An 18,475-nucleotide genomic window follows, 5' to 3' on the forward strand; every position below is an offset into this window, starting at 1 on the left:
ATACCAGCAGTGCTACCGCCACGAACAGCACACAACGCCGCACAGCCACGAAAGAGGCACCCCGACAAGATCACCTTAAGCTACGCGGCATTGGGATCGCGCCGGTTGTCTGTGTGCAGAACAGTTATGCGCTGGATTTGCGGGCGGATGACGAATTGCTGCGGGTTTGCGGGCAGCGGGGGATTGCTTTTGTTCCGTTCTTCGCAATTGCGGGAGGGCGGCGGGAAGCGGGAGCCGATGCCGGGGCCGGGCGTTTGAACGGCGCTGGGCCTTCGGGCGGGGATGGGCCTTCGGGTGGGGACGGGCGTTTGGGCGGGGACGGGACGGGGCCTGAGATCGGCGCTGGTGGCAGGGGTGCGGCGGTCGCTCGGATCGCTGTGGCGCGTGGGGTGACTGAGCAGCAGGTTCGGCTGGCGTGGACGCTTCATCAGGGTGATCACGTGCTGGCGATTCCGGGGGCCGGCGACGTCGCTCACCTGGAGCAGAACGTCGCGGCCGCCGCGCTGCGGCTGACTCCCTCGGAGCTGGCCGAGCTGTCCTAGGCGCACCGCCGAGTCCGGTCCTTCGCATTTTGTGACAGGCGCCGGCGCCTTTCGCGGATACGTCAAAGAATCGAAAAGACATGGGGCCCGCGTCCGCGCTCCTGGAACGATGAACGCATGCGAAAGCGCGATTTATCGGCTGGTCGTCATGGAGTGACCTGCCAGGCTGAGCGGCGATGGCGGAGAAGATCGGCCACCTCGCGGGCCAGATTCGTCGTCGCCTCGATCTCGGTGCGGCGGATGGAGACGTTCTCGATGTTGAAGCCGTACGGCATGCCCAGGTCCTCGCAGAAGTCGATCAGGTCGCGGGCGATGGCGGCGCACTGGCGATAGGACTCGGTCAGCGGATCGGAGGAGTGGCGCAGGGAGTTCTGCAGCCAGCGGGGCACGTCCACGCCCAGCCAGCTCAGGAACTCCAGGGTCTTGAGGGAGCCGCAGAGGGAGAGGGTGAAAAGGACTGTGCGTGGGGCGACATCGCGGGCCCGGCACTCGTAGAAGTAGTCGCTGATCAGGTTCTTCGTCTCGTTCACGTGGTAGACGACCTGCGAGATGAAGAACGACGTGCCGCTCTCCTGCTTGGCGAGCATGCGGAGGTGCTCGTCGCGGCGGGCGCTGATGGCCACGGCGCCCAGGGGGAGGTCGGGCCGGGTACTGGTGCGCAGATCCTGGGCCTGGCGCAGCGTGGTCCGGACCGGTTTGCCGCCGGAGGAGGGGCCTACGAAGACGGTCAGCACGCGGGGGTCGACGTCGGTCATCCAGTCCCGCAGTTCGTCGCCGGAGTACTTGCCGACGCAGCGATAGATGACGACCGGGTCCTGCCAGCCGGTCAGGTGGTCCGTGTAGTAGCGGGCCGGGTCGAGAGTGGGGAGGTACGGGAAGGGCCGCTCGTCCGGATTGCGGTCGGACTCGTCGTCGATGTCGTAGAGCAGCAGGCCGTCGAGGTCGAGATCGCCGAGACGGGTGAGGGTGGCCTCGGCGATCTCCTTGATGCGCTCCTCGGTGGCGCTCTGCCGTGGTGGCGTCAGGCTGAAGAGCAGGACGCCGCTACGGGTCTCGGCGAGCAGTTGTCGCAGTGGGGTGCGTGCCATGACCCCACCCTAGGAAGCGGCTGTTCAGTGGTCGGCGCAGCAGGGGGTGGGATCCCGCCTTTCGAACGGCACCAGGCGGTCGCCGGCGGCCGGTGTGGTGACCAGGACCAGTTCGCCCGCCTGGAACTGCGGGCGGACGAAGTCACCGGTCTCGACGATGGTGCCGGGGCTCGCCGGGCCGCTACCGAGTACGTCGACGCGGGCGATCGAGCTGCGCTGGAGGATCTCGCTCACCGTCAGTTCGCCGGTGAGACGTTCGACGCCGGGGAAGCGGACCGCTCGGCCGGACTGCCCGGAGGCGGCGGCTGCGGCGGCGTCCTGGAGTTCCGGAGAGGAGGGGATGGGTGCGAGGGCGAGCAGGCTGATCGCCACGTGCGGGAACGGCGACGACAGCAGGTGCGTGCAGGCGAGCACCGGCGGGGGCGACAGCGACTGGATCCAGTGGTCGGCCTCGGCCAGAGTGCGGTGCCCGAGGGTGACACCCACGATGCGCGCGGCCCCGGACACCGGACCCACCGCCGCGACGCCAACGGCCGGGCCGACCGCGACGGCGCCAACGGCCGGGCCGACCGTTGCGGCGCCAACGGCCGCCGGGCCGACCGACGCGGCGCCGACGGCCGGACCGACTGTTGCGGCGCCAACGGCCGCCGGGCCGGTCGACGCGGCGCCAACAGCCGCCGGGCCGGTCGACGCGGCGCCGACGGCCGGGCCGACTGTTGCGGCGCCGACGGCGTGGCCGGCGCCGGGAACGGGAGCCGGCGGGGCGGCGCCGGCCGCGGAAGCGGCCGGCGCGGTTCCCGGGGTCATCGCGGGAGGACCCAGATGGGGTTGGTGTAGAACCAGAGGTCGCCCCACGGGTCGGCGGAGCCCACCACGTCGAGCTTGGGGCCGAAGGGGTCGACCGTCGCGCCGAGGAGGCCGGGCTGGGTGCGGTTGGTGTCGGTGCCGCGTACGCGGAGGTAGAAGGGCTTGTCGAGGCGGCCCAGGTCGTAGGTCAGGGTGACCTTGCCGGAGGTCTGGGAGATCTCGAACGACTTGACCACCCTGGTGTCGGGGGTGGTGAAGGTGTCCTTGTCGGCTACCGGGCCGGTGACCGTGCCGGCGATGACGTCGACGCGCTTCAGGGTGGGGATGAAGCCGGCCCAGTTGGGGATGTCCTGGAGGTCGATCTCGAGGACCAGTTCGGTGCGGGTGCCGCGCTTGGCCTGCAGGACGCCGCCGAGCGGGGTGCCGGTGGAGTAGCGGCGGTCGCCGGTGAGGCGGACTCGGGCGTCCAGGGACTTGATGAGGCGGCCGTGGTCGACCCAGACGCGCCCGGCGCGCAGGCCGTCCATGACCGCGCGGTAGGAGAAGGAGGAGGAGCCTACGTTGGTTCGGCCGTAGTAGCCGGGCCAGAAGTCGCCGGCTGCGGTGTTCACGGTGCCGGTGTAGACCGGGTCGTTGTACTTGCCGTTGGCGTTGAAGTCGCTGCCGGGGCCGCGGTCGGTCTGGTCCAGGTAGTTGACGTGGCTGTCGGAGTTGACGGTGATCCACCACGCCTTGCCCTCGGCGAGGAGGCTGTCCCAGAGGCCGCCTACGGTGGCGGTCATCCAGTCGAAGCCGCCCCAGGTGCGGTAGCTCTCCAGCGGGTAGCCGGCGAAGGAGGCCGCGGACGGGTTGTTGTCGTAGTAGCCGCGGGCGCCGCCGCGGCCGTTGGGGGCCGGGATGCCGGCGGCCTGGTGGCCGGGTGCGCCTTCGAAGCCGATGGCTACGGTCGGGTCGGCGTCGCGCCAGTTGCGGATCTCGTGGGGCGAGTCGATGCCGCGGCGGGCCGGGTGGTTGGCGAGGAAGAGCGCGCCGTCGATCTTGCGCTTGCGGACCTGCTCGCCGAGGAACTTGATGCCGGCGATCGCCATGGCCTCGTTCTGCTCGGCGGTGTTGGTCGCCGGGAGCAGCGAGCCGTCGTACGCGTTCTCGAACTGCTTGAGAACCTCGACCTCGTTCTTGCCCGGGTGCACGAACACCGTGGCGTGCTCGGCCGCCGGGATGTTCCACTCCAGGCCCTGGAAGGTCAGGAGTTCGGGCAGTTCGGAGCGGGTGTGGACGATGTCCGGGTTGACCTTGTCCACACCGATCTTGGCGTGGGTGGCGCTGCCGTGGTCGGTGATGACCACCCAGTCCAGCCCGAAGGCCTGGCCGTGACGCGCCTGGTCGATCACCCGGTACTGGGCGTCCGAGCTGTACTGCGTGTGGATGTGGTGGTCGCCGGCGAGCCAGCGGAAGCCGCCCTTGGCCGAGCCGCCACCGACGTGGTCGTGGGTGTGCTGCAGCCCGGCGGCCTCGGCGGCGCCCGGGCGGGCCAGCACCGAGGCGGCCGCGCCGGCACCGAGCAGGCCCGCGCCGAGCAGGAAGCGGCGACGGGTGCTGTCGCCGGGGGAGAGTTCGCTCTCCGGGATGCTCAGGTCCAGCGCCTCCGGAACGTCGGCGCCGGTCTCGGGGAGATGATGTGAATGATCGTGGCCGTGACCCATAGTGCGTCACCCTCGTCCGAACAGGACAACGGCCGCTGGCGATTCCGTGACGGCCCGGCAAACGATCAACCGACAACCGGCCGGAAAACCCCCAACGCCAAGGAAAGTGTCAAGATCGCTGTGGCGGCGGTCACCGCGCAGGTCAGCAGGGCCGTGTCGGCGGCGGTGAAGTGTTGCCGGCGGGCGTGTGTGCGGGGTGCCGTGGAGTCGAAACCGCGGGCGTCCATCGCCACCGCCAGCCGTCCGCCGCGGCGGAGTGCGGCGACCAGGAGCGCGAACGCGGTGGAGGCGAAGACGACGGGGTTGTGGCCGGCTTCCACGCCGCGGGCGCGGCGGGCCAGCGTGAGCGAGCGCCACTCCTGGCCCAGCAGCGGCAGCAGGCGGAACGCGGCGAGCGCGCCGATCGCGAACCGGGCGGGTGCCTTCGCGTTCTGCACGAGGGCGTCGGCCAGGTCGGTCGGGTCGGTGGTGGCGAACACCACGATGCCGGGCAGGGCGACCGCGAAGATTCGCAGGATCAGGCCGGCCGCGCTGGTCAGGACTCCGGTGGTGATGTCGAACGGCCCGAGCGACACGAGCAGGGTGCCGGACCGCTCGGCAGCGAACAGCGTCAGCGTCACGAGTACCCCGCCCGCGGCCAGCAGCAGCGGCGCGGCGCGGCGGGCGAGCGCCCGGTAGCGCACGCCGAAGAACGGCAGCACCGCGAGTTCCACCAGCAGCGCCAGGGCGGGGGTGAGCGGGTCGACCGTGGCGATCAGCGGCAGCGAGAAGAGCAGGGCGGCACCGAGCTTGGCGACCGGGTTCCGGCGGGCGAGGGGCGCGGCGGGATCGGCGATCGGCGCGAAGGTCAGGGTCACGGCCGCAGTCTCCGGGGCAGCGGTTCCGGCGCCGGCTCACCGAGGGGCACGGTGCGGTCGGCAAGGGTACGCACAAACGCGTCGTCATGGGTCACCGCCACGATCCCGTGTCCCTGGGCGCGCAGGACCGCCAGCAGGTCGACCAGTTCGCGCCAGGTCCGCCGGTCCTGGCCGAATGTCGGCTCGTCGAGGATCAGCAGTTTCGGCGCGGTCGCCAGCGCGGTGGCCACACTCAGCCGCCGGGCCTCACCGCCGGAGAGCGTGTACGGGTTCGCCTCGGCCAGCCTCGTCAGGCGCAGCCGTTCGAGCAGCTCGTCGACGGTCCGGCGGATCTCCTGCGGGCTGCGGCCGACCCGGCGCGGCCCGAGCGCGAGTTCGTCGGCGACCCGGCTCGTGACGAACTGGTGTTCCGGGTTCTGGAAGACCGACCCGATCCGCTGCGTCAGCGTCGCCGCCCGCCACCTGTGCGGAGGCTTGCGGTCGCCGAACGCCTCGATCCGGCCGGAGTCCGGTGCGGTCAGGCCGCCGAGCAACAGGGCGAGTGTGGACTTGCCGGCACCGTTGGGCCCGGTCACCGCCACCACCTCACCCGCGCCCGCCCGGATCGAGACCGGTGCGAGACGTCCCGTGACGGCGATGTGCTCCGCGCGTACAAAATCGGTAGTTGACTTTGAAGTGGCCCTGATCGGCGGCGTGCTGAAACCGGGCACCCAGACGCCGTCCTCCGCCAGTTTGTCGCCGTAGGCGGCGAAGATCACCTCGGGCGCGCCGTCGGCACGGACACCGCCGCCTGCCTCCAGGATGACCACCCGGTCGACCAGCGCGAGTGCCTCCGCCACCCGGTGTTCCACGATGATCAGCGTGGTGTCCGGCCCGGTCGACCGGGAGACAGCCTCCCGGATCAGCTCGGCGCCGGTCGGATCGAGGTTGGCGGTGGGCTCGTCCAGCAGCATCAGCCCAGGTCGCAGGGCGAGGGCCCCGGCCAGAGCGAGACGTTGCGCTTCGCCGCCGGAGAGCGCCGAGGTGGGGCGATTGATGGGGTACGGGAACCCGACGCGATCAAGCACGTCGGACACCCGTGGCCAGATGTCATTAGCGGACACGCCCCGGTTTTCCAGACCGAACGCCACGTCGTCGCCACTGCGGGCCATCACCAGCTGTGTCTGCGGGTCCTGAAAGAGGATCCCGACACTTTCGCGGGCCTTCCGGGGATCCAGCCCGTCGATCTCGATCGTGCCCTCGGACTCGCCGGAGTCCTCCGGCAGCAGACCGGCCAGCGCGGCGAGCAGCGTGCTCTTGCCCGCTCCCGAGGGACCGAGCAGCAGCACCCGCTCGCCGTGCCGGATGTGCAGGTCGACGTCGCGGACCGCCCAGGCGCGGCGACCGGCGTGCCGCCACCCGAAGCCGCGAAGCCGAACCTCGCTCATGTCAGATGAGTGCCCTCTCGCGGCCCGCTCCGAACCGGTCGAGCACACCGGTCGGCGCCAGTGCGCGGACCAGGGCCCAGCTGCCGAGGCCGGCCAGTACCGTACCGCTCACGATCGTGAACAGGGCGTAGGGGATGCGGTAGCTGCCCAGGGCGTACTCGGAGGTCCAGACGATGAAGTCGAAGACTGCCGCGCTCACCCCGGTCAGGGCGCCGGCCAGCAGGGCGGCCGGCAGCTTGAACGAGCGGTATCGCAGCGCCGCGAACGCCAGCTCCGCGCCGAGACCCTGGATCAGGCCCTGCGGGATGACGGTCGCGCCCCAGGCGTTGCCGAGCAGCGCGGAGATGATCGCCGCGACCGCCTCGGTGTAGAGGGCGGCTCCCGGCTTACGGATGATCAGGCCACTGAGTACGGCGGGCATCAGCCAGATGCCGTAGAGCAGGGCCTGAGCCGGGGGGAAGAAGGCGAACGCGCTCTCGGTGACGCTCCAGACCGTGTTCCAGGCCCAGAAGATCACCCCGAACGCGACGGCGATGACCGAGGCGATCACGACGTCTATCGTGCGCCATCTGTTGCTGTTTTTCATGAAACGCCTCCCAGCGGGTACCGGGAGGAGACGCACGCCGCATCGTCGCGGCGCGGCTGGAGAGAACCGATCTTCCTGCGCTGGCATTACCCAGATCAGGTACGAGGGTCTGCGGATGGCCCGCACTCTCAGCGCTGTGCGCTCCCCTGTCGGAAAACATGTGCTTCGATGACGCTAACACCGGTTTAACTGCTGGAACAGGGAGGGTGCGATCACATGGAGGTCAAGGCTCGCGGGCTGACGTTCGACGTGTTCGAGGGCGGCCCTGCGGAGGGGGAACCGGTGTTGCTTCTGCACGGTTTTCCGCAGGATCATCGCGAGTTCGATCTCCTCGCGCCTCGGCTTCAGGCTGCGGGGCTTCGGACATATGCCCTGGATCAGCGGGGGTGCTCGCCGGGCGCTCGCCCTTCTGATGTTTCTGCTTATAAGCTGAAAGAAGTCGTAGCAGACGCTTTATCGGTCCTCGACGCTTTAAATGTGGACAAGGTGCATGTGGTGGGGCACGATTGGGGTGCGCACGTCGCCTGGATGCTCGCCGCCCGCCACCCCGACCGGGTGCGGACGATGACCGCCATCTCGGTGCCGCACCCCCGCGCCCTGCTGCTGGCCCTGCGCGTGCGCCCGTCGCAGCGTGCCCGGTTCGCGTACTTCAAGGTCTTCCAGTCCTCGGCCGCCGAACGCCTCCTGCTCGCCCGCAACGGCACCATGCTGCGCTGGATGCTGCGCCCGCTGCACCACGCCGAGCAGTACGTCGAGGCCATGCAGGAGCCGGGCCGGCTGACCGGCGGGCTGAACTGGTACCGCGCCTTCAGCGAGGACCAGGTCGCCGACGTCGGGGTGGTGAAGGTGCCGACCACGTACGTCTGGAGCGACAAGGACGGTGTGGTCGGGCTTACCGCGGCCCTGCGTACCGCCGACTGGGTGGAGGGCGACTACCAACTGGTGGCTATGCGGGGCGTCAGCCACTGGGTGCCGGAGCAGGCACCTCGGGAGCTCGCCGACGCCGTCCTGGCGCGCATCGGCGTTTGACCATGGGCCGGTTCGGGAACCCAGGCGCGTCATGGCCGTCCAGACACAATCCCCCAATTCCTCCCAGGAGACCGAGAAGCAGCGCTGGGACCGCAACTTCGCGGACCTGCTCCAGGAACTCCGGGTCGCGCAGACCGGTGTCCAGATCCTGTTCGCGTTCCTGCTGACCATCCCGTTCAGCAACGGCTTCCCGAACGCCACGGCCTTCCAGAAGGACGTCTACGTCGTGGCGCTGATCAGCGCGGCGTTCGCCACCGCGCTGATCATCTCGCCGGTCGCCTTCCACCGGGCGCTGTTCCGGCAGGGCCGCAAGCCCGAGCTGGTCCGGTACGCCCACAAGATGGCCTCCAGCGGGCTGGCCTTCATGCTCGTCTCGATGGTCAGCAGCGTCCTGCTGATCACCGACTACGTGCTGGACTGGAAGTGGGCGATCCCGCTGACCGTGGCGACCGGCATCTGGTTCGTCACCTTCTGGGCGGGCCTGCCGTTTCTCCACCGCAACTGGGGGGACGACGAGGACGAGGACGGCTTCATCGACTCCGGCGCAGACCGAGCTGCCTGAGCTCCAGCTCGGCCAGGGCGTCGACGGCTTCCGCGTCACCCGCGCGCCAGCTCTGGGCGATGTCCGGGCCCAGCTTGGCCAGCTGGGTGAGCGGCCGTCCGGCGAGCGCGCGCAGAGCCAGCAGGTCGCGGCCGGCGGGGTCGTCGCGTACCGCCGCGGCGATGCCGGCCCGGCGCATCCAGCGCAGCCGCAGCGGTAGCCACAGGAACAGCACCAGCGCGATCGGCACGGAGATGGCGACCAGCGGCAGGATCAGCGCCAGCTGGTCGACGAAGTCCTGCTGCTGACGGCCGGCGTCGGCGATGGCCCGGGCGGCGTCGGCGGCGCCGGTGAACGGCTTGGTCAGCTCGTCACCCACGACCGGCACCCGGCCCACCTTGCTCCCGGCGTCGGCGAGGTTGTCGGCGATGCCGCTGCCGGCGCCCTCCAGCTTCTGGCCGGGCACGGCCAGCTTGAGCACGAGGTCGTGGATCCACAGTGCGACCCGGATCCAGAGGTAGGCCCAGAGCACGACGAGGGCGTCGGTGACGAGCTGGCGGATCATCGTGGGCAGCCGGTCGGCGTAGAGCTTCACACCGGAAGGTTCCCACTCAGCCCTTGGCGGCGCATTCCGGGCAGGTACCGAAGATCTCCATAGTGTGCGAGACGTCGACAAAGCCGTGCTGACCGGCCACCCGGTCCGCCCACGACTCCACCGCCGGCCCGGCCACCTCGACGGTCCGGCCGCAGGACCGGCACACCAGGTGATGGTGGTGGCCCTGGCTGCACCGGCGGTACAGATGCTCGCCGCCCGGCGGTCGCATGACGTCGATCTCGCCGGCGTCGGCGAGGCCCTGCAGCGTCCGGTACACCGTGGTCAGACCGACCCGCTCGCCGCGCTCCCGCAGTATCGCGTGCAGGTCCTGGGCGCTGTGGAAACCCTCGACCTCGGCGAGCACGGCGCTGACCGCGCTGCGCTGCTTGGTGTTGCGGGGCGCTCCGGCTTCTGGGTTCACTGTCGGTTCTCCCTGGCGTGGCTCACGGCGTCGGTGACGATGTGCGCGACGTGTTCGTCCACCAGGGAGTATGCGATCTCCCGTCCGCGCCGCACACCCCGCACCACTCCGGCGCCGCGCAGCACGCGCAGGTGCTGGGAGACCAGGGGCTGCGGGGCACCGAGCTTCTCCACCAGGTCGTGGACACATCGCTCGCCCTCGCCGAGCTCGACGACGATGGCGACCCGGATCGGTGCGGAGAGCGCGCGCAGCAGCGCGCCGGCCGACTCGTAGGCCTCGTAACCGGTGGTCGTCATGAGAGCACCACATCCGGTGGCTCGGCGGTGGCCGGTTGTCGTGCGTGCCGGCGCAGGGACCGGCGTACCAGCGCGCCGAGCGTGGTGGCGAGGAACGCGGCCAGCGCCATCAGCACCGTGGTGGCGCCGGGCGCGGTGTCCGCCTCGGCCGAGACCACGATGCCCGTCGCGGCCGAGCCCACGCCGATCAGCATCGCCGCCGCCATGGTGGTGCGGAAGCCGCGGGTGACCTGCTGCGCGGCGGCCACCGGCACCACCATCAGGGCGGAGACCAGCAGCAGGCCGACGGTGCGCATAGCGATCGTCACGGTCACCGCGGTCGTCACCGCGAGCAGGATGTTCAGCGTACGGACGGGCAGGCCGCTGACTCTCGCGTACTCCTCGTCGTTGCAGAGCGCGAACAGCGCCGGCCGCAGCAGCAGCATCGCCGTCAGGACCGCCGCTGCCAGCCCGCCGATCACCGCGATGTCCTGCGGCGACGTGGTGATCAGCGACCCGAACAGGTACTGCATCAGGTTCGAGTTGCCCTTGTCGTCGGAGAGCCCGACCAGCACCACACCGCCCGCGATGCCGCCGTAGAACAGCAGGGCCAGGGCGAGGTCACCGGAGGTCCGGCCGCGTTCGCGGATCAGCTCCACACCGACCGCGCCGATCGTGGCGACCAGCACCGCGGTGAGCACGGGGGAGTTGTTGGTCAGCAGCCCGACGCCGACGCCGGTGAGCGCGACGTGCCCGATGCCGTCACCGATCAGCGACAGGCGCCGCTGCACCAGGTAGATGCCCAGGGCGGGCGCGGTGAGACCAATGATCAGGGCGCCGGCCAGGGCGCGAAGCATGAAGGGGTACGCGAAGAGCTCCATCAGTACGCCTTGGTCCCCTCGGTGGGCGCCCACTCGCAGATGCCCGCCACCACCTCGTCGGCGTGCGGGTGCACGTGGTCGTGGCCCGGCTCGGCGTGGTGCCCGGCCGGCTCGGGAGGCGACCCCTCGTACGCGATCCGCCCGTCGTGCACCACGACGGCCCGGCCGATCAGCGGTCGCAGCGGGCCGAGTTCGTGGAGCACCAGCAGTATCGTGCCGCCGTCGCCGGAGAAGCGGGTCAGCGCCTTGGCGAACGCCTCCTGGCTGGCCGCGTCCACACCGGCGTTCGGCTCGTCGAGCACCAGCAGGTCCGGTTTGCCGGCCAGCGCGCGGGCGATCAGGGTGCGCTGCTGCTGACCGCCGGAGAGGGTGGCGACCGGGTCGCCGATGCGGTCCAGCAGCCCGACGTCGGACAGCGCGTCGCGCACCGCCTGGCGATCGGCCGCGCCCGGCAGCCGGAAGATGCCGCGCCGGGCCAGCCGTCCGGAGGCCACCACCTCGCCGACGGTGGCGGGCACGCCACTGCCGGCGCCGAGCCGCTGGGGCACGTACCCGATCCTGGCCCACTGCCGGAACCGCCGCTGCGGCGTGCCGAACAGGTCGATCTCCCCGCGCCGCAGCGGCACCAGCCCGAGGACGGTCCGGATCAGCGTGGACTTGCCGGAGCCGTTGGCGCCCAGGACGGCGACGACATCGCCGGCGTCCACGCTCAGCGAGACGTCGCTGAGGATCTCCCGGCCGTCGTATCCGGCCGCGGCGTGCCGCACCTCGACAACGCTCATGATTGACACTCCAGGGCCTTGGTGAGCGTCGCCAGGTTGGTCCGCATCACCGTGAAGTAGTCCAGGTTCTCATCGGTCAGCCCCTCCAGGGGGTCGAGCACCGCGGTCTGCGCGCCCACCTCCCGGGCGATGGTCTCGGCGACCTTCGGACTGACCAGCGTCTCGAAGAAGATCGTGGTGGCGCCCAGCTCCTTGGCCTCGGCGGCGACCGCCGCCAGGCGCTGCGGCGACGGCTCGGCCTCGGGGTCGATGCCGGTGATGCCGATCTGCTCCAGGTCGTAGCGGTCGGCCAGGTAGTGGAACGCGGTGTGGCTGGTGACGATCTCACGCTGGGCGCAGGTCTTGAGGCCCTTGCTGAACTCGCCGTCCAGCGCGGTCAGCTCGGTGTGCAGCGCGGCGGCCCGGGCCGTGTAGTCGGCGGCGTGGTCCGGGTCGGCCTTGCCGAGGCGCTCGGCGAGCTTGTCCGCGATCGTGGCCAGGCGGTTCGGGTCCAGCCAGATGTGCGGGTCGGTGCCGCCGCTCTCCTCGGAGTGCTCGTCGGCGTGCTCATCCGCGTCGCCGGCGCTGAGCAGAGGGACCGCGGAAGCCGCGTCGAACGCCCGGTCACCGGCGTTCTGCTTGACCGCGTCGTCCACGGCGGGCTGGAAACCGTGCAGGTAGACGACGAGTCCGGCCTCGGTGATCTCGCCCACCTGGCCCGCGTTCAGCTCCACGTCGTGCGGCTCGGCGCCGGCCTTGGTGAGGTTGCTGACGCTGACCGCGTCGCCGCCGACCCGCTCGCTGATGAACTGCAACGGGTAGAACGCCGTGACGACGGCGAGCTTGCCGTCGTCGCTCGACGTCCCGCCACACCCGGTGAGGGCGGCCAGAAGGACCAGGGCGGGGAGCAGGCGGCGCATCATGCCACCAACTGTCGTCGATAATGACAATGATTGTCAAAAGCGCATGGGTTGTCGTTGTTCACAGTGCCTTGGCCACGACCGCCGCGAGGAGCAGGCTGAGCAGGACCAGCCGGACCACCCTCGTCGGCGCCGTCTGCACCGGCCACGTGGTGAACGTCAACATGCCCAGCCCGGCGGCGAGCACACCGAGCAGCAGTGCGCCGATGATGCCCGGCAGAAAGAGCCCGGCCAGGAACAGCACCAGCGCGCCGAGGAACGCCGCGGTCGGGCTGATCCGGGCCAGGCGGCGCAGGACGTGGTCGGATGGGGTCACTGTCGGCTCCTCCTCGCGTGCGTACCCTCGTCACATGCTGGTGCTCAACCGCTTCCTCGCCCCGCCGGAAACGCAGGACGACTTCCTTTCGCGGGCGCATGCCGCGCTCGCCGCTCTGGCTCAGTGCCCGGGTTACCGTTCCGGCCGGCTCGCGCGTGCCCTGGAGGACCCGTCCGCCTGGACCCTCGTCACCGAGTGGGAGTCGGTGGGAGCCTACCGGCGCGCGCTCGGGAACTTCGACGTGAAGGTGCACGCCACTCCGCTTCTCGCCGTGTCGCTGGACGAACCCTCCGCGTTCGAGACCCTGGCGTCGGCCGCCCCGGGCGAGCAGGTGGTGGCCACCGCCAGTGACCGGGCCGCCGAGCCCTGGCGCTGAACACTAGGGTGGATGCATGAGTACGGCGCCCTATGTCCCGCCGCCCTTCCCCGGGCAGTTCCCGCCCCCGCCGGGACCTGTCGCGCCTCCGCCGCCACCCGGGCCGGGCGTGCACCCGCCGTTCCCGGCGCCGCCGGTCGAGGGCAAGGGCCGGCGGATCGGCCTCGGGCTGGGCATCGGGGCGGGCGTGCTGGTGCTGGTCTGCGGCGGCGGCGCGGCCGCGCTGTTCGGGCTGGGCTCGGCCGCCGACGACGCGCTCAACGAGCAGGCCGCCGTCGTGGTCGGGCGCTACATGGAGTCGGTGCAGAAGCGCGAGTTCGCGAAGGCTTACGACCAGTTGTGCTCCGACGCGCAGGACGAGGAGACCCGCGCCGAGTACACGGTCCGGATGCTCGCGACCGAGCCGGTCAAGGACTACGACGTCGGCGATTTCAACGCGCTGGGGTGGACGGTTCCGGTCGACGTGACGTACACCGACGGTGACTCCGACCGCCTCGAGGCGCGTCTCGTCCAGAACACGTCGACGGGCGCGTTCGAGGTGTGCGACGTCGGGGAGTAATCTCGCTTTTCGTCCTGTCACTTCCTAATTTCCCCGCCGACACCCAGCCGGCGTAGGAGGAAATCACTCATGCCTGCCGACCGTATCGACGCCGTCGTCAGCCTGGCCAAGCGCCGGGGCTTCGTCTTCCCCTCCAGCGAGATCTACGGAGGCACCCGTTCGGCGTGGGACTACGGTCCGCTCGGCGTGGAGCTGAAGGAGAACGTCCGCCGGCAGTGGTGGCGGACCATGGTCCAGCAGCGCGACGACATCGTCGGCCTGGACTCCGCCGTGATCCTCGCCCGTGACGTGTGGGCCGCCTCCGGTCACCTCGACGCGTTCGTCGACCCGCTGACCGAGTGCCAGTCCTGCCACAAGCGGTTCCGTGCCGACCACCTCGAGGAGGCGTACGAGGCGAAGCACGGCTCACTGCCGTCCTCGCTGTCGGAGCTGAACTGCCCGAACTGCGGCAACAAGGGCACCTTCACCGAGCCGAAGATGTTCAACGGCCTGATGAAGACCTACCTCGGCCCCACGGAGAGCGCCGAGGGCCTGCACTACCTGCGCCCGGAGACCGCGCAGGGCATCTTCGTCAACTACAACAACGTGGCGACCGCGGCCCGCAAGAAGCCGCCGTTCGGCATCGCGCAGGTCGGCAAGAGCTTCCGGAACGAGATCACGCCGGGGAACTTCATCTTCCGTACGCGTGAGTTCGAGCAGATGGAGATGGAGTTCTTCGTCGAGCCGGGCAGCGACGAGACGTGGCACGAGTACTGGCTGCAGGAGCGCTGGAACTGGTACCGCGACCTCGGCCTCTCCGAGAGCAACCTGCGGTTCTTCGAGCACCCGAAGGAGAAGCTCTCGCACTACTCGAAGCGGACCGTCGACATCGAGTACCGCTTCCAGTTCGGTGGCACCGAGTTCGCCGAGCTCGAGGGCATCGCCAACCGCACCGACTTCGACCTGTCCACGCACTCCAAGCACTCCGGGGTCGACCTCTCCTACTTCGACCAGGAGAAGGGCGAGCGCTGGGTGCCGTACGTGATCGAGCCCGCGGCCGGTCTCACCCGCGCGGTGCTGGCCTTCCTGCTCGAGGCGTACGACGAGGACGAGGCGCCCAACACCAAGGGTGGCGTGGACAAGCGCACGGTCATGCGCTTCGACCCGCGGCTCGCGCCGGTCAAGGTCGCCGTCCTGCCGCTCTCGCGCAACCCGGACCTGTCGCCGAAGGCACGTGAGCTCGCGGCCAACCTGCGCAAGCGCTGGATCGTGGAGTTCGACGACTCGCAGGCGATCGGCCGCCGCTACCGCCGCCAGGACGAGATCGGCACGCCGTTCTGCGTCACGGTCGACTTCGACACGCTCACCGACAACGCGGTGACGGTTCGCGACCGGGACACCATGAAGCAGGAGCGCGTCTCGCTCGACCAGATCGAGGACTACCTGATCAAGCGCCTTCCGGGCTGCTGAACATCGATCGCTGCTACGCTCTCGCATCAAGATCATCGATCTCACGGGGAGTGAATCTTGATGCGCAGAGCGTTGCCACCCTTATTTGCCGCAGCCGCGGTCTTCGTGGTGCTGGCCGCCGTGCTCGGAGCGGGCGCCGGTCGTGATCCCAGCGGGCGGGGCTTCGCGGCCGCGGCCGCCGGCGCGCCGATCCGGGCGGTCACCTGGAACATCTGCGCCGAGGCGGGCGGTGCGTTCGGCTCGTCCGCGTACTGCCCGTTCCGGGCGCAGCCGGACGCCAAGGCCGACGCGGTCAAGCGCCTGGTCGACGAGCAGCAGCTCAACGTGGTGATGCTCCAGGAGATGTGCAACGGCCCGCTGGTGCTCAACCAGGCGGCCACCGACATCAGTCTCCTGGACCGGATCAAGACCCGCCTCGGTGCCGAGTGGTCGGTCGCCTGGGCCGAGATGCAGCGCCCCGACGGGCGGTCGGACTGCCGGGGCGGCCTCGGCGGCACACTCGGTGTCGCGATCGCCGTACGCGGAACGATCGCCATGGCCACCCGCCGCCCGCTTCCCGTGCCGCACAAGGTGCGCTCGGACACCACCGGGTACTCGCAGCCCACCGTGCTCTGCGTCAAGGTCAGCGGCTGGACCACCGAGGTCTGCACCACTCACCTGGTCAACGGCGGCGTCGGGGACGCCGCCTACGCCGCCGAGATCAAGGCTCTCAGCGACTTCGTCTTCGAGCGCCCGGCCGACGCGCCGCAGGTGGTCCTCGGCGGCGACCTCAACACCCGGCAGTGGGGGACCTGGCTCAAGAGCCTCCACGACCAGTACCCGGAGTGCGACGAGGTCTCGTACGGCACCGGCGACACGGTCCGCGAGGCCACCATCGGTGGTACCGACCCCGGGAAGATCGACTACCTGTTCGCGAGCGCCGGCTTCACCGCCTGCGACGTGCTGACCACGGGTTACCAGGACAGCTCCACGACCGCGACGCCGAACGGGTACTCGGACCACGCCCCGCTCGTCGGCTTCACCACGACGTCCTGACGGCTGAGTCCCGGCGGTTTCAGAACTCGAAGCCGCCGGGGCGGCCGTTGCGGTCGGCGATCAGGCCGGCCAGCACCGCCACCGCGATCTCCGGGCCGGTGCGGCTGCCGATGTTGAGACCGATCGGGCGGTGCACCCGGGCGATCTGATCGTCCGGCACGCCGAGGTCGCGCAGGGCGGCCACGTGCGGGCCCTCGTGCCGTGGGTTGCCCACGATGCCGACCCACCGGGTGGGGCGGGCGAGGACCTCCTCCAGAACGGTCCCGATCTCGCTGCGGTGATGGTCGGTGACCACGACGTCGGTGTTCTCGTCCAATGCGGCCGCCGCCAGATCACCCACGAACGTGTCGCCGTGCGGGCGCGGAGTCCCGCCCAGCCGGGTCGGATCCGGTTCCACCAGCACGGTCTTGAACCCCAGCTCCACCGCGAACCGCTGCAGCGCCTCCGACACCGGCGACTCGAACACCGCCACGAGTCGCCGCGGCTTCACATCTCCCATCCGCCCGACTCTGCCAGAACCCGCCGCGTCTCGCCCGGATCTCTCGACAAGTGGTCGAGCGACTAGTATAGTCATACGTAAAGAGAGGAACCCCGGCAGCATGCCTTGCGGCAGAGGCGACCGGGGTCTTCGCCGTCATGTTAACGCTTCGGGGAGGGGAGCCTGTCGATGAGCGAATCGGAAATTCTGCGCCGCCGCTTCTCCCCGGAGCGACTCGAGCCCTATCTCGGTGCCGCGGACGGTGACCTGGATGTGGCGCTCGACCTCTACGCGTGGAACGCCGACCTGTCCGCGGACCTGTCCACGACGATCGGGCACGTCGAGGTTCTGCTGCGCAACGCCATCCATCAGAACCTCACCGAGTGGTCGGAGGAGCGGTTCGGCGAGCCGAAGTGGTTCCTCGATCCGGGGCACCGGCTGCAACCCCGCGCCGTGCAGGACATCGCGGCGGCCCGGCGGCGGGCGACCCGGAGCGGCCGGCCGGAGACGCCGGGACGGGTGGTGGCCGAGCTCAGCTTCGGGTTCTGGCGGTTCCTGCTGGCGAACCACTACGACGGCACCCTGTGGCGGGAGACCCTCTACCGCGCCTTCCCCGGGCAGGCGCGGCGCAGGCCGATCCACGACGCCGCCGCCGTGCTGCACCTGTGCCGGAACAGGCTGGCCCACCACGAGCCGGTGTTCAACCGGCCGGTGGACGGCATCCACGCCTCGGCGGTCGCGCTCGCCGACTGGATCTGCCCGGTCAGCCGCGGCTGGATCGAGCGGCACAGCCGTGCGCCCGACGCGACCTACTGGAGGTCGAGGCGGAACGGGGTGTCCGGGCAGGAGAGACAGACGAAGATCCGGTAAGCGCCGTCCCGGCCCGGCCTGACACCGGTGGGCGTCATCGCGTTCCCCGGGTCGGGGTCGCCGGCCGGGCGCCACCAGCGCGCCGTGTCCGAGTGGTACTCGTAGGAGTCGATCTGCAGGAGCAGCCGGGTCGGGCCGGAGCAGGAGAGGCAACTCGTGTCGCCCAGGTCGGTGACACCCCAGTCGGCGTGGCCGCCCACCTTCCACCCGGGCGCCATCGCGAGCCGGGAATACTTTCCGCGCGCCACCTTCCGCAGTGCCTTCGGCAGTTCCTGATGGAAGGGGTAGTCGGTCACCTGCTCGGGGTGCAGCCGGCAGGGCTCCGGCAGGTAACCGGGATCTTTGCTGCCGGGCGCCGGTGCCTTCGCATACGGGCCTGCCGGGACCTCGCCGCGCCAGCGCAGTGCCACGGTCGGGCCGTTCGGGCGGGCGGCGTGGTGGTGCGGGCACCAGAGCACCTGCAGCAGGTCGGCGCCGCCCGGCCGGGGCAGATCGGGGACGTCGGCCGCGCGCAGCTGGGCGAGCGGCACCATCGGGTACGGCTCGGGATGCGGTATCGGGCCGTAGCGGTGCCCGTTCATCGAGCCGTGCCCGGCGTAACCGCGGCCGACGAAGCTGGCGATGTCGCGCATCAGCTGCGTCTGGGCATCGGTCGACACGTGCGGCCGCACCGGGTCCCGCTGCACGGTGCGCAGCCGTTCGACCAGGTCGGGCGGGAGCGGGACGTCCTCCCGGCCCAGGCGCGGGGTCTCGCAGACCGGCCACGGCTCGTCCACCGGCCACGCGAGCGGGCCGCCGATGTGGCTCTGAGTCGCGGCCGGCGATGCGGTCCCGGATGCCGGGCGGGGGTGCAGCCGGGTCGCGGTGCGGCCCAGCTCGGCCAGGCCGGGGTAGCGGTCCAGGAAGTCCGGCGGCCGGGGCGGCGTGATCACCGCGTCATCGTAGGAGGCGGGTGTGTC

At 70.5% G+C, this 18,475-nt stretch carries 22 protein-coding genes, 1 pseudogene and 1 riboswitch; of the genes and pseudogenes, 8 read left to right on the forward strand and 15 right to left on the reverse strand.

Annotation, left to right across the window (positions count from 1 at the left end; translation table 11 throughout):
- Nucleotides 1-95 precede the first annotated feature (95 nt).
- Nucleotides 96-542, forward strand: a pseudogene (locus tag AB0M02_RS43845) (aldo/keto reductase); the annotation flags it as partial.
- Between the two features lie 146 nt (nt 543-688).
- On the opposite strand, the gene AB0M02_RS43850 reads toward AB0M02_RS43845, so the two are convergent.
- The 6 genes from AB0M02_RS43850 to AB0M02_RS43875 all read right to left on the reverse strand — a co-directional run bounded on the left by AB0M02_RS43850 (nt 689) and on the right by AB0M02_RS43875 (nt 7,010).
- A complete protein-coding gene (locus AB0M02_RS43850) occupies nt 689-1,630 on the reverse strand; it encodes a 5,10-methylenetetrahydrofolate reductase (protein WP_364238449.1) in 942 nt (313 codons plus the stop codon).
- 24 nt (nt 1,631-1,654) lie between these two features.
- Nucleotides 1,655-2,437, reverse strand: a complete 783-nt coding sequence (locus AB0M02_RS43855; RefSeq protein WP_364238450.1) for a hypothetical protein — start codon at nt 2,435-2,437, stop codon at nt 1,655-1,657.
- On the reverse strand, nt 2,434-4,140 hold the full coding sequence (locus tag AB0M02_RS43860) for a histidinol-phosphatase (protein WP_364238451.1): 1,707 nt from the start codon (nt 4,138-4,140) through the stop codon (nt 2,434-2,436). Before AB0M02_RS43860 ends, AB0M02_RS43855 begins: the two co-directional genes overlap by 4 nt.
- Before the next feature lie 65 nt (nt 4,141-4,205).
- Entirely contained in the window at nt 4,206-4,991 is a 786-nt protein-coding gene (locus AB0M02_RS43865) for an energy-coupling factor transporter transmembrane component T (RefSeq protein WP_364238550.1), read from the reverse strand.
- A 2-nt stretch (nt 4,992-4,993) separates the two neighbouring features.
- On the reverse strand, nt 4,994-6,424 hold the full coding sequence (locus AB0M02_RS43870) for an ABC transporter ATP-binding protein (RefSeq protein ID WP_364238452.1): 1,431 nt from the start codon (nt 6,422-6,424) through the stop codon (nt 4,994-4,996).
- Nucleotide 6,425: 1 nt separating this feature from the next.
- Entirely contained in the window at nt 6,426-7,010 is a 585-nt protein-coding gene (locus AB0M02_RS43875; RefSeq protein ID WP_364238453.1) for an ECF transporter S component, read from the reverse strand.
- Nucleotides 7,011-7,064: 54 nt separating this feature from the next.
- A riboswitch (TPP riboswitch) is annotated at nt 7,065-7,168 on the reverse strand.
- A 58-nt stretch (nt 7,169-7,226) separates the two neighbouring features.
- On the opposite strand from AB0M02_RS43875, the gene AB0M02_RS43880 reads away from it, so the two are divergent.
- Nucleotides 7,227-8,039, forward strand: coding sequence for an alpha/beta hydrolase (locus AB0M02_RS43880; protein WP_364238454.1), 813 nt, complete (start codon nt 7,227-7,229; stop codon nt 8,037-8,039).
- A 31-nt stretch (nt 8,040-8,070) separates the two neighbouring features.
- Nucleotides 8,071-8,601, forward strand: a complete 531-nt coding sequence (locus AB0M02_RS43885) for a DUF6328 family protein (RefSeq protein ID WP_364238455.1) — start codon at nt 8,071-8,073, stop codon at nt 8,599-8,601.
- Here AB0M02_RS43885 and AB0M02_RS43890 read toward each other — a convergent pair.
- From AB0M02_RS43890 to AB0M02_RS43920, 7 genes are read right to left on the reverse strand one after another with little or no spacing between them, the layout of a single operon-like run.
- Complete coding sequence (locus AB0M02_RS43890; protein WP_364238456.1) at nt 8,570-9,175, reverse strand: hypothetical protein; 606 nt, start codon at nt 9,173-9,175, stop codon at nt 8,570-8,572. The genes AB0M02_RS43885 and AB0M02_RS43890 overlap by 32 nt on opposite strands.
- Nucleotides 9,176-9,191: 16 nt before the next feature.
- A complete protein-coding gene (locus tag AB0M02_RS43895; protein WP_364238457.1) occupies nt 9,192-9,596 on the reverse strand; it encodes a Fur family transcriptional regulator in 405 nt (134 codons plus the stop codon).
- Nucleotides 9,593-9,892, reverse strand: a complete 300-nt coding sequence (locus AB0M02_RS43900) for a metalloregulator ArsR/SmtB family transcription factor (RefSeq protein ID WP_364238458.1) — start codon at nt 9,890-9,892, stop codon at nt 9,593-9,595. The genes AB0M02_RS43895 and AB0M02_RS43900 overlap by 4 nt, the downstream gene beginning before the upstream one ends.
- A complete protein-coding gene (locus AB0M02_RS43905) occupies nt 9,889-10,752 on the reverse strand; it encodes a metal ABC transporter permease (protein WP_364238459.1) in 864 nt (287 codons plus the stop codon). Before AB0M02_RS43905 ends, AB0M02_RS43900 begins: the two co-directional genes overlap by 4 nt.
- Nucleotides 10,752-11,534: a metal ABC transporter ATP-binding protein gene (locus tag AB0M02_RS43910; RefSeq protein WP_364238460.1), complete on the reverse strand. Its 783-nt coding sequence runs from the start codon at nt 11,532-11,534 to the stop codon at nt 10,752-10,754. Before AB0M02_RS43910 ends, AB0M02_RS43905 begins: the two co-directional genes overlap by 1 nt.
- Nucleotides 11,531-12,436 carry a metal ABC transporter substrate-binding protein gene (locus AB0M02_RS43915; RefSeq protein WP_364238461.1) on the reverse strand — a complete coding sequence of 302 codons (906 nt, stop codon included), beginning with the start codon at nt 12,434-12,436 and terminating at the stop codon, nt 11,531-11,533. The genes AB0M02_RS43910 and AB0M02_RS43915 overlap by 4 nt, the downstream gene beginning before the upstream one ends.
- Nucleotides 12,437-12,494: 58 nt before the next feature.
- On the reverse strand, nt 12,495-12,749 hold the full coding sequence (locus AB0M02_RS43920; protein ID WP_364238462.1) for a DUF6703 family protein: 255 nt from the start codon (nt 12,747-12,749) through the stop codon (nt 12,495-12,497).
- 34 nt (nt 12,750-12,783) lie between these two features.
- Here AB0M02_RS43920 and AB0M02_RS43925 point away from each other — a divergent pair, with 34 nt between their 5' ends.
- The 4 genes from AB0M02_RS43925 to AB0M02_RS43940 all read left to right on the forward strand — a co-directional run bounded on the left by AB0M02_RS43925 (nt 12,784) and on the right by AB0M02_RS43940 (nt 16,168).
- Nucleotides 12,784-13,125 carry an antibiotic biosynthesis monooxygenase family protein gene (locus AB0M02_RS43925; protein WP_364238463.1) on the forward strand — a complete coding sequence of 114 codons (342 nt, stop codon included), beginning with the start codon at nt 12,784-12,786 and terminating at the stop codon, nt 13,123-13,125.
- A gap of 16 nt (nt 13,126-13,141) precedes the next feature.
- Nucleotides 13,142-13,684 carry a hypothetical protein gene (locus tag AB0M02_RS43930; protein ID WP_364238464.1) on the forward strand — a complete coding sequence of 181 codons (543 nt, stop codon included), beginning with the start codon at nt 13,142-13,144 and terminating at the stop codon, nt 13,682-13,684.
- Nucleotides 13,685-13,753: 69 nt separating this feature from the next.
- On the forward strand, nt 13,754-15,133 hold the full coding sequence (locus tag AB0M02_RS43935; protein ID WP_364238465.1) for a glycine--tRNA ligase: 1,380 nt from the start codon (nt 13,754-13,756) through the stop codon (nt 15,131-15,133).
- A 60-nt stretch (nt 15,134-15,193) separates the two neighbouring features.
- Nucleotides 15,194-16,168 carry an endonuclease/exonuclease/phosphatase family protein gene (locus AB0M02_RS43940; RefSeq protein WP_364238466.1) on the forward strand — a complete coding sequence of 325 codons (975 nt, stop codon included), beginning with the start codon at nt 15,194-15,196 and terminating at the stop codon, nt 16,166-16,168.
- A 19-nt stretch (nt 16,169-16,187) separates the two neighbouring features.
- On the opposite strand, the gene AB0M02_RS43945 is transcribed toward AB0M02_RS43940, so the two are convergent.
- Nucleotides 16,188-16,667 carry an XdhC family protein gene (locus AB0M02_RS43945; protein ID WP_364238467.1) on the reverse strand — a complete coding sequence of 160 codons (480 nt, stop codon included), beginning with the start codon at nt 16,665-16,667 and terminating at the stop codon, nt 16,188-16,190.
- 168 nt (nt 16,668-16,835) lie between these two features.
- Between AB0M02_RS43945 and AB0M02_RS43950 the strand changes: the two genes are divergently transcribed.
- Entirely contained in the window at nt 16,836-17,516 is a 681-nt protein-coding gene (locus AB0M02_RS43950) for a hypothetical protein (RefSeq protein WP_364238468.1), read from the forward strand.
- Here the strand turns inward: AB0M02_RS43950 and AB0M02_RS43955 are convergent.
- On the reverse strand, nt 17,456-18,448 hold the full coding sequence (locus AB0M02_RS43955; protein WP_364238469.1) for a hypothetical protein: 993 nt from the start codon (nt 18,446-18,448) through the stop codon (nt 17,456-17,458). The genes AB0M02_RS43950 and AB0M02_RS43955 overlap by 61 nt on opposite strands.
- Nucleotides 18,449-18,475 lie beyond the last annotated feature (27 nt).

The organism is Actinoplanes sp. NPDC051861 (genome assembly GCF_040681145.1).
Taxonomy (GTDB): Bacteria; Actinomycetota; Actinomycetes; order Mycobacteriales; family Micromonosporaceae; genus Actinoplanes.

Bases quoted from the DNA above. Each gene is read 5' to 3' on its own strand.
- AB0M02_RS43850 (WP_364238449.1), bottom strand. From the start codon at position 1,630: ATGGCACGCACCCCACTGCGACAACTGCTCGCCGAGACCCGTAGCGGC.
- AB0M02_RS43855 (WP_364238450.1), bottom strand. From the start codon at position 2,437: ATGACCCCGGGAACCGCGCCGGCCGCTTCCGCGGCCGGCGCCGCCCCG.
- AB0M02_RS43860 (WP_364238451.1), bottom strand. From the start codon at position 4,140: ATGGGTCACGGCCACGATCATTCACATCATCTCCCCGAGACCGGCGCC.
- AB0M02_RS43870 (WP_364238452.1), bottom strand. From the start codon at position 6,424: ATGAGCGAGGTTCGGCTTCGCGGCTTCGGGTGGCGGCACGCCGGTCGC.
- AB0M02_RS43875 (WP_364238453.1), bottom strand. From the start codon at position 7,010: ATGAAAAACAGCAACAGATGGCGCACGATAGACGTCGTGATCGCCTCG.
- AB0M02_RS43880 (WP_364238454.1), top strand. From the start codon at position 7,227: ATGGAGGTCAAGGCTCGCGGGCTGACGTTCGACGTGTTCGAGGGCGGC.
- AB0M02_RS43885 (WP_364238455.1), top strand. From the start codon at position 8,071: ATGGCCGTCCAGACACAATCCCCCAATTCCTCCCAGGAGACCGAGAAG.
- AB0M02_RS43900 (WP_364238458.1), bottom strand. From the start codon at position 9,892: ATGACGACCACCGGTTACGAGGCCTACGAGTCGGCCGGCGCGCTGCTG.
- AB0M02_RS43905 (WP_364238459.1), bottom strand. From the start codon at position 10,752: ATGGAGCTCTTCGCGTACCCCTTCATGCTTCGCGCCCTGGCCGGCGCC.
- AB0M02_RS43910 (WP_364238460.1), bottom strand. From the start codon at position 11,534: ATGAGCGTTGTCGAGGTGCGGCACGCCGCGGCCGGATACGACGGCCGG.
- AB0M02_RS43915 (WP_364238461.1), bottom strand. From the start codon at position 12,436: ATGATGCGCCGCCTGCTCCCCGCCCTGGTCCTTCTGGCCGCCCTCACC.
- AB0M02_RS43925 (WP_364238463.1), top strand. From the start codon at position 12,784: ATGCTGGTGCTCAACCGCTTCCTCGCCCCGCCGGAAACGCAGGACGAC.
- AB0M02_RS43930 (WP_364238464.1), top strand. From the start codon at position 13,142: ATGAGTACGGCGCCCTATGTCCCGCCGCCCTTCCCCGGGCAGTTCCCG.
- AB0M02_RS43935 (WP_364238465.1), top strand. From the start codon at position 13,754: ATGCCTGCCGACCGTATCGACGCCGTCGTCAGCCTGGCCAAGCGCCGG.
- AB0M02_RS43940 (WP_364238466.1), top strand. From the start codon at position 15,194: ATGCGCAGAGCGTTGCCACCCTTATTTGCCGCAGCCGCGGTCTTCGTG.
- AB0M02_RS43945 (WP_364238467.1), bottom strand. From the start codon at position 16,667: ATGGGAGATGTGAAGCCGCGGCGACTCGTGGCGGTGTTCGAGTCGCCG.
- AB0M02_RS43950 (WP_364238468.1), top strand. From the start codon at position 16,836: ATGAGCGAATCGGAAATTCTGCGCCGCCGCTTCTCCCCGGAGCGACTC.